This is a genomic window from Actinopolyspora mzabensis (assembly GCF_900101095.1).
Classification (GTDB): Bacteria; Actinomycetota; Actinomycetes; order Mycobacteriales; family Pseudonocardiaceae; genus Actinopolyspora; species Actinopolyspora mzabensis.
In genome coordinates, this window is the sequence record NZ_FNFM01000005.1 from 415,704 (window position 1) to 422,531 (window position 6,828).

Sequence of the window (6,828 nt, forward strand, 5' to 3'; positions counted from 1 at the left end):
GTCCTGATCAGAGCAGTGTTCGTACCTCTATCAGCGGTCATGCGGTGCCTGCGGGCCCGGTGACACCCCCGGATCATGCATAACAGGCGGTACAAGTCCTGCCGAGCCCACAGAGCGGGATCCCCGTTGCGGGGACAACCAAAAGGTGATGGGGGTAACGCACCGAGGCGGTACCGCTTGGCACCCGTCCCGCCGCTGAAGCTCGCCGGCGCTCCGTGGGACACGGGTCTTCCGGAGCGATGGGCAACCGGTTCGCGGCATGGCCACGGAGTACGGCTTCGCCAGGGCGAACCGCTCCGAAAACTCGTAGACGGCCGAGTCGTTTTTACTGTTGAGTAGATTATGCGGTCGGTTGGGTTGAGCGTTCTCGGTCTATATTTTCCGAATTGTAATCGAGCGTGACTTTTTGTTTTCACGCCGGGTTCCGTTCGGGGAGCGGTGTTGGTCGTTCGGGTTTTCGGCCCGGTTTCCGGTCTCGTGGGCACTCGTTCATTTCGTCCGCCGGACCGGTCGTGCCTCGAGTAAGGGTTCCCTCGCCGAATCGAATAATTGAATGCGGGACTGATCGTTACCTGCTAGGCCTTTCGTAGTAGTGGCCGGATCGTGCAAGATACAGCGCGTGAGTCAGACGAAGTGGATCGAGCGCCGTGACGCCAACCCGCGCGCCCGACTCCGGCTGTTCTGCTACCCGCACGCGGGTGGTGCGGCCTCGGCATTCCAGGCCTGGCAGCGGGCGATGCCGGAGACCGTCGAGGTGTGTCCCGTTCAGCCGCCCGGTCGATGGACGCGGCACCACGAGCCGCCGTTCCGCCGTGTCGAACCGGCCGCCGCCTCGTTCGTCGAAGCGATCGAGTCGTTCACCGATCTCCCCTTCGTCTTCTTCGGGCACAGCCTCGGTGCCCTGGTGATGTTCGAGGCGACCAGACTCGTGGAGGCGCGCGGCAAGCGAACTCCGAAAGCGTGCGTCGTGGCCGCGCGAGGGGCGCCGCACATCGACGTCGGTCGCCCCGCCCGGGAGGTCGTCGCCGACGACGAACGCCTCGTCAACTGGGTTTCCGAGCGTTACGGGAAGCTTTCCGGATTCGACGATCCGGAGATTCGTGAACTCTTCATGCCCGTGTTGCGCGCGGACCTGGAGGCGTACGCGCACTACGAGCTCAGCTCCGCCTCGCCGCTGGCCACGGCGCTTTACGCCTTCGGTGGCGACACGGATCGGGCGGTACGGGCCGAGGAGCTCGAAGGTTGGCGCGAGCACACCGCCGGTTCCTTCGAGTCCGCTGTCCTGCCCGGCGATCACTTCTTCGTCCACGACCAGCACTCGGGGTTCCTGCCGAAGCTCGCCGCACTGCTCGAGGAACTCACCGTCGATCACGGTGCGTGATGATGCTCTGTTGGTTCCCCCGATGGATTGACATGGGCTATTTGGCGCATACAGAATACGGGCAATCTTCACGACCCGCAGGAGTGAGAATCGGAACGAGAGGTGTACGGATTGGCGTTGGCCTCGTCGGCTTCCCCGCGTCCTGTTTCATAGGGGATGTTTCCCGAGGGTGAATCCTCGTTGGTGACGTAGTGGAATCGTGACCAATCGTATCTGTGTTATCGATGGTCGAGTTTGGATTGAATTTTTAAATCTGGCCGTGAGTTTTCTCGGTTTTCCGTTGCCTCGTGTGACCGGTATCGTCGCTTTCCTTTCCTCACGTTCCCCTGGAGGGGTTCAATGAACGTGCCCATCGCAGTGGTCGGAACCGCCGGGCGCTTCCCGGGCGCCGCTTCGACGCGGGAGCTGTGGCGACTGCTGCTCCGCGAGTCGTGCCCGACCGACGTTGTTCCCTCCTCCAGGTTCGACATCGACAGGTTCTACGACCCGGATGCACGGTCACCGGGTGCGATTGGTTCCCGCTACGGTGGATTCCTCGACGGCATCGATCGATTCGATGCGGGGTTCTTCTCGCTCTCCCGGCGTGAGGCGCGCGTCATGGACCCCCAACAACGCCTGCTGCTGGAGGTCGCGTGGGAAGCGTTCGAGGACGCCGGGCTCCGAGCGGGCGCCGACACCGGCGTGTACCTCGGGATGATCGCCAACGAGTACGCCGAACGTCTCCCTGCGGATAACGTCGATCTGTCCGCGTTGACCGGAGCCGGCTCGCGGAACGCCGCGGCCGGCAGGTTGTCCCGTTTCTTCGGTGCCTCGGGACCGAACATGGTGATCGACACCGACCGGTCGTCCTCGCTGGTCGCGGTGGAGCAGGCGAGCCGAGCGCTCGCTCGTGGTGAGTGCTCGGTCGCCCTGGCGGGTGGGAGCAATCTGATCCTTTCCCCGCGCACCAGCATGGCGTTCTCGAACGCGGGGAGCCTCGCCCCGGACGGGCGGTGCAAGTTCGGTGACGCCGCCGCCGACGGCTTCGTGCGCAGCGAGGCCGTCGGACTCGTGGTGCTCAAACCTTTCCAAGCGGCCCTCGCGGACGGCGACTCGATCCATGCCGTCCTCCTCGGCGGAGCCGTGAACAGCAACGGCTCGGCTTCGTCCGATCTCATGCGACCGAGCGTCGAATCCCAGGTGGAGGTGCTCGGCTCGGCGTGTCGGGACGCCAACGTGGCGCCGGAAGAAGTGGGCTACGTCGAGGCGCACGGCACCGGGACGCCCGCGGGTGACCCGGCCGAGCTCACCGCCCTCGGGAGGGCGTACCGGGCGCAGGGTGGTGACCGGCTCCGAATCGGGTCGATCAAGACGAACATCGGTCACACCGAGGCGGCAGCCGGGGTGTGCGGTCTCGTCAAGACCGTGTGGGCGCTCCGGGAGGGAGTCCTCCCGCCGAGCCTGCACTTCCGGACGCCACGGGAGGACGTCGACTTCGACGAGCTGGGGTTGCGGGTAGTCACCGAGTGCGAAGCGTGGCCCGAGCCCGATACCCCGAACGGCGCGACGGGTTCTCGGGGAAGCGGTCGACTCGCCGGGGTGAGTTCGTTCGGTCTCACCGGGACCAACGCGCACGCGGTGCTCGCTTCCGCGGCGGAGGCGAAGCGGCGGTTCCCCGAGTTCCTGCCGCCCGAACCCGAGCCGGATGCGGCGGAAACCACCGCACGAGCTCAGGTCGTCACGATCTCGGCTCACTCACGAGCCGCACTCACCGCGCACGTTCGGGCCCACCGTGATCGTGTCTCCGCATGGGACGAGACGACGCACGGTTCGCTCTCCCAGCTCGCCCACACCACCGGTGCCCGCCGCATGCATCGCGAACAGCGCCTCGCCGCGGTGGTGCGTTCGACGGACGAGCTCGCGGACGAGCTCAACGCCTATCTCGACGGCGAGCCGAGCGGAAACATAGCCACCGGGATCGCCGAGTCGAAGCGGCGCGTGGTGTTCGTGTGCGCCGGGCAGGGTTCGCAATGGCTCGGCATGGGGCGCGAACTGCTCGAACGGGAACCGGTGTTCGCCGACGCGATCCGCCGGATCGACGCGGCGGCTCGTCCCTACTCGTGGTCGCCGCTCGCGGAACTGTCCTCCGGCGGCGACAGCGTCGAGGCGGGTGCGCACGATGTGCAGCCCGCCCTGTTCGCCATGACCGTCGGGCTGGCCGAACTGTGGCGATCCCGTGGCGTCGAACCGGACGCCTACGTCGGCAACAGCATGGGTGAGGTCGCCGCCGCCTACCTCGCGGGCGCACTGACCCTGGAGGACGCGGTCCGGGTCATCTGGGAGCGCAGTCGGCTGACCGCGAGCATCAGCGGTACGGCTGGTGAGGTCATGTCGGTCGAGCTCCCTGCCGAGGCGCTGACGCCGTGGCTCGAGCCGTACGAGCAGCGCGTCGTCGTCGGCGTCTACAGCAGTCCCCACGCCTCGGTCCTCTCCGGGGACAGCGCCGCCCTCGCGGAACTGGCACAACGTTTCGAGGCGAACGGCATCACGTGCCGTACCGTGCCGTTCCGCGCCCCGATCGCCTCGCACAGCCCGCTGATGGAGCCGCTGCGCGAGCCGATGCTCGACGCGCTCCGATCGGTGCGCACGCACGGATGCACCACACCGTTCCTGTCCACTGTCGACGTCGAGTACGTCACCGAGCCGTTCGGTGCCGATTACTGGTGGCGCAACCTCCGCGAGCCGGTGCGGTTCGAGCCAGCCGTCCGCAGGCTGCTGGCCGAGGGACACGACACGTTCGTCGAGCTGAGCCCGCACCCGACCTTGCGGAGACCGGTCGAGGACACCGCCTACGAAGCTGGCGCGACGGCGAAGGTCGTCTCGTCACTGCGTCGGGAGCGCCCAGAACGGGAGACGCTGCTCGCGAACCTCGCCGAACTCCACGTCTGGGGCGTGCCCGTGGACTGGGCGAAGCTCCACGGCAAGCCCGAATCCCCAGTGGCACTACCGAGCTATCCCTGGCAACGCCAGTCGTACTGGCTGGACCCCGCGACCCCCGAGGCCGACGGCGCGGCTGGACATCCCGAGACGACGGTAACTTCCGCCACGGTGGGCACGGACTCGTCGGAAGATCAGGTGGCGAGTTCCACCGCTAACGAGCACGACGATCGCGTTCCGTCGTTTCGCTCCCGGCTGGAATCCGCCGAACAGCGGGAGCGGATATCGCTGCTCGAGTCGTTCCTCCGGCGTGAGATCGCGCGCGTACTCGATGAGGAAGCGGCTGAGGACGTTCCGCTCGACGTACCGTTCCACGAACTCGGCGTCACCTCGGTGCTCGGCCTCGACCTGTGCACCGGACTCGAACGGGCCCTCGAACACCGCGTGCCCCCGCCCGTGCTCTACCGGACCGGCACGGTTCGGGCATTGACCAGCTGGTTTCGCGAGGAGCTCGAACTCGGCACCGCGTCGGGTGCCACGGGCGCGGACTCAGCGGTGGACCCGAACGCCGCCTCGCGCGAGGAGACCACCGAGTCCACCGCCCACTCCCCGGACGAACCAATCGCGGTGGTCTCCACCGCCTGCCGCTTTCCCGGCGGTGTGGTCGACCCCGACGGGTTCTGGGAACTGCTGCGCGCCGGAGGGGACGCCATCACCGACGTTCCCGCCTCCCGGTTCGACATCGACGCGGTGTTCGATCCCGACCCGGAGGCGGAAGGCAGCACCTACAGCCGGTCCGGTGGATTCCTCGACGGAATCGACGAGTTCGACCCGATGTTCTTCGGGATTCCGCCGCACGAGGCGAAGTCGGTCGACCCGCAGCAGCGGTTGCTTCTCGAAACGACCTGGGAGGCCCTGGAACGGGCGGGGCTTCGGGCCGAGGAACTGAAGGGGTCGAGGACCGGTGTGTTCGTCGGTCTGTGGACCGAGGAATATCAGAACGAGGCGTTGCGCGACACCGACGGGATCGACGCGTACACGTTGCTCGGGACGAATCCCTCCGCGACAGCGGGGCGTATCTCCTACTGGCTCGGGCTGCGGGGGCCGAACCTCCCGGTCAACACCGCGTGTTCGTCCTCGCTCGTCGCGATGCATCTCGCGTGCCAGTCGCTGCGTTCCGGGGAGTGCGAGCAAGCGCTCGTGGGGGGCGTGAACGTCCTCCTCTCGGCCGCCGGATTCGTGTACTTCAGCCGGGTCGGCGCGCTCTCACCCACCGGGCGTTGCCAGGCGTTCTCCGCCGATGCCGACGGGTACGTGCGCTCCGAGGGCTGCGGCATGGTGCTGCTCAAACGGCTCTCCGACGCCGAGCGGGACGGTGACCACGTCCTCGCGGTCGTTCGTGGTAGCGCCGTCAACCAGGACGGCCGTTCCAACGGGTTCACCGCACCCAACGGCGCCGCGCAGCGGGAAATGCTGTCGCAGGCACTCGATCGGGCCGACATCGCGGGAAACACGGTCGACGCCGTGGAGTGCCACGGCACCGGAACCCCGCTGGGCGATCCCACGGAGGTGCAGGCACTGGCGGAGGTCTACGGCAGGGACCGGCCCGCCGACCGACCGCTGCTGCTCGGTTCGGTGAAAAGCAACATCGGACACACCGAAGCGGCCGCGGGCATCGCGGGCCTGCTCAAGGCCGTGCTCTCGCTGCAACGGGAGACCCTGCCGCCTTCGCTGCACGTCGAACGGTTGAACCCGCACCTGGCGTGGGACGAGTCGCCGGTTCACGTGGCGACCGAGCCGACGCCGTTGCCCCCCGGTACGCGCCCCCGGCGGATCGGTGTGTCGTCGTTTGGGATTTCGGGGACGAATGCGCATGTGATTGTGGAGGAGGCTCCGGAGGGTTCTTCTGTAGCGAAGAGTGGCGAGGGCGAATCGAGTTCGGTTCTGTTGTCGCCGCCGCTGGTCATCAGTGGGCATACGGAGTCGGCGTTGTGGGCGAATGCGGCGCGGTTGGCGGAGTTCGTGGGTTCTGTGGCTGGTGAGGGGTGTGCCGAGGGGTTTTTGTCCGGTGTGGCTGCTGGGCTGGTGACGAGGCGTACGGCGTTTGGGGAGCGGGTGGCGGTGCCGGTGTCGGAGCCGGCTGGGGCGGTTGAGCGGCTTCGGTTGGTGGCTGGTGGTTCGTTGCCGCAGGGTGCGGTGCGTGCGAGTGCTTCTTGTGGGCGGGTGGTGTGGGTGTTTCCGGGTCAGGGTGGTCAGTTTCCGGGGATGTGTCGTTCGTTGTTGGGGGACGAGGTTTTCCGGGCGGCGTTGGTTGAGTGTGATGGGGCGTTGCGTCCGTATACGGGGTTTTCGGTGGTGGAGCTGCTGGAGGCTGATGAGGAGTCGCAGCGGGAGCAGCTTGAGCGGGTGACGGTGGTGCAGCCGGTGTTGTTCGCGGTGGGGGTGGCGCTTTCGCGGGTGTGGGGTTGTTGGGGTGTGTCGCCGGATGCGGTGGTGGGTCATTCTCAGGGTGAGGTGGCTGCTGCGGTGGC

2 protein-coding genes are annotated in these 6,828 nt (G+C 67.1%); both read left to right on the top strand.

Annotated elements, in window-relative coordinates:
• Positions 1-619 precede the first annotated feature (619 nt).
• Positions 620-1,381 (top strand): thioesterase II family protein, encoded by a 762-nt coding sequence (locus BLR41_RS10825; protein WP_176797938.1) that lies wholly within the window; start codon positions 620-622, stop codon positions 1,379-1,381.
• 339 nt (positions 1,382-1,720) lie between these two features.
• The coding region (locus BLR41_RS10830) for a type I polyketide synthase (protein ID WP_143013050.1) at positions 1,721-6,828 on the top strand (5,108 nt) is incomplete at its 3' end.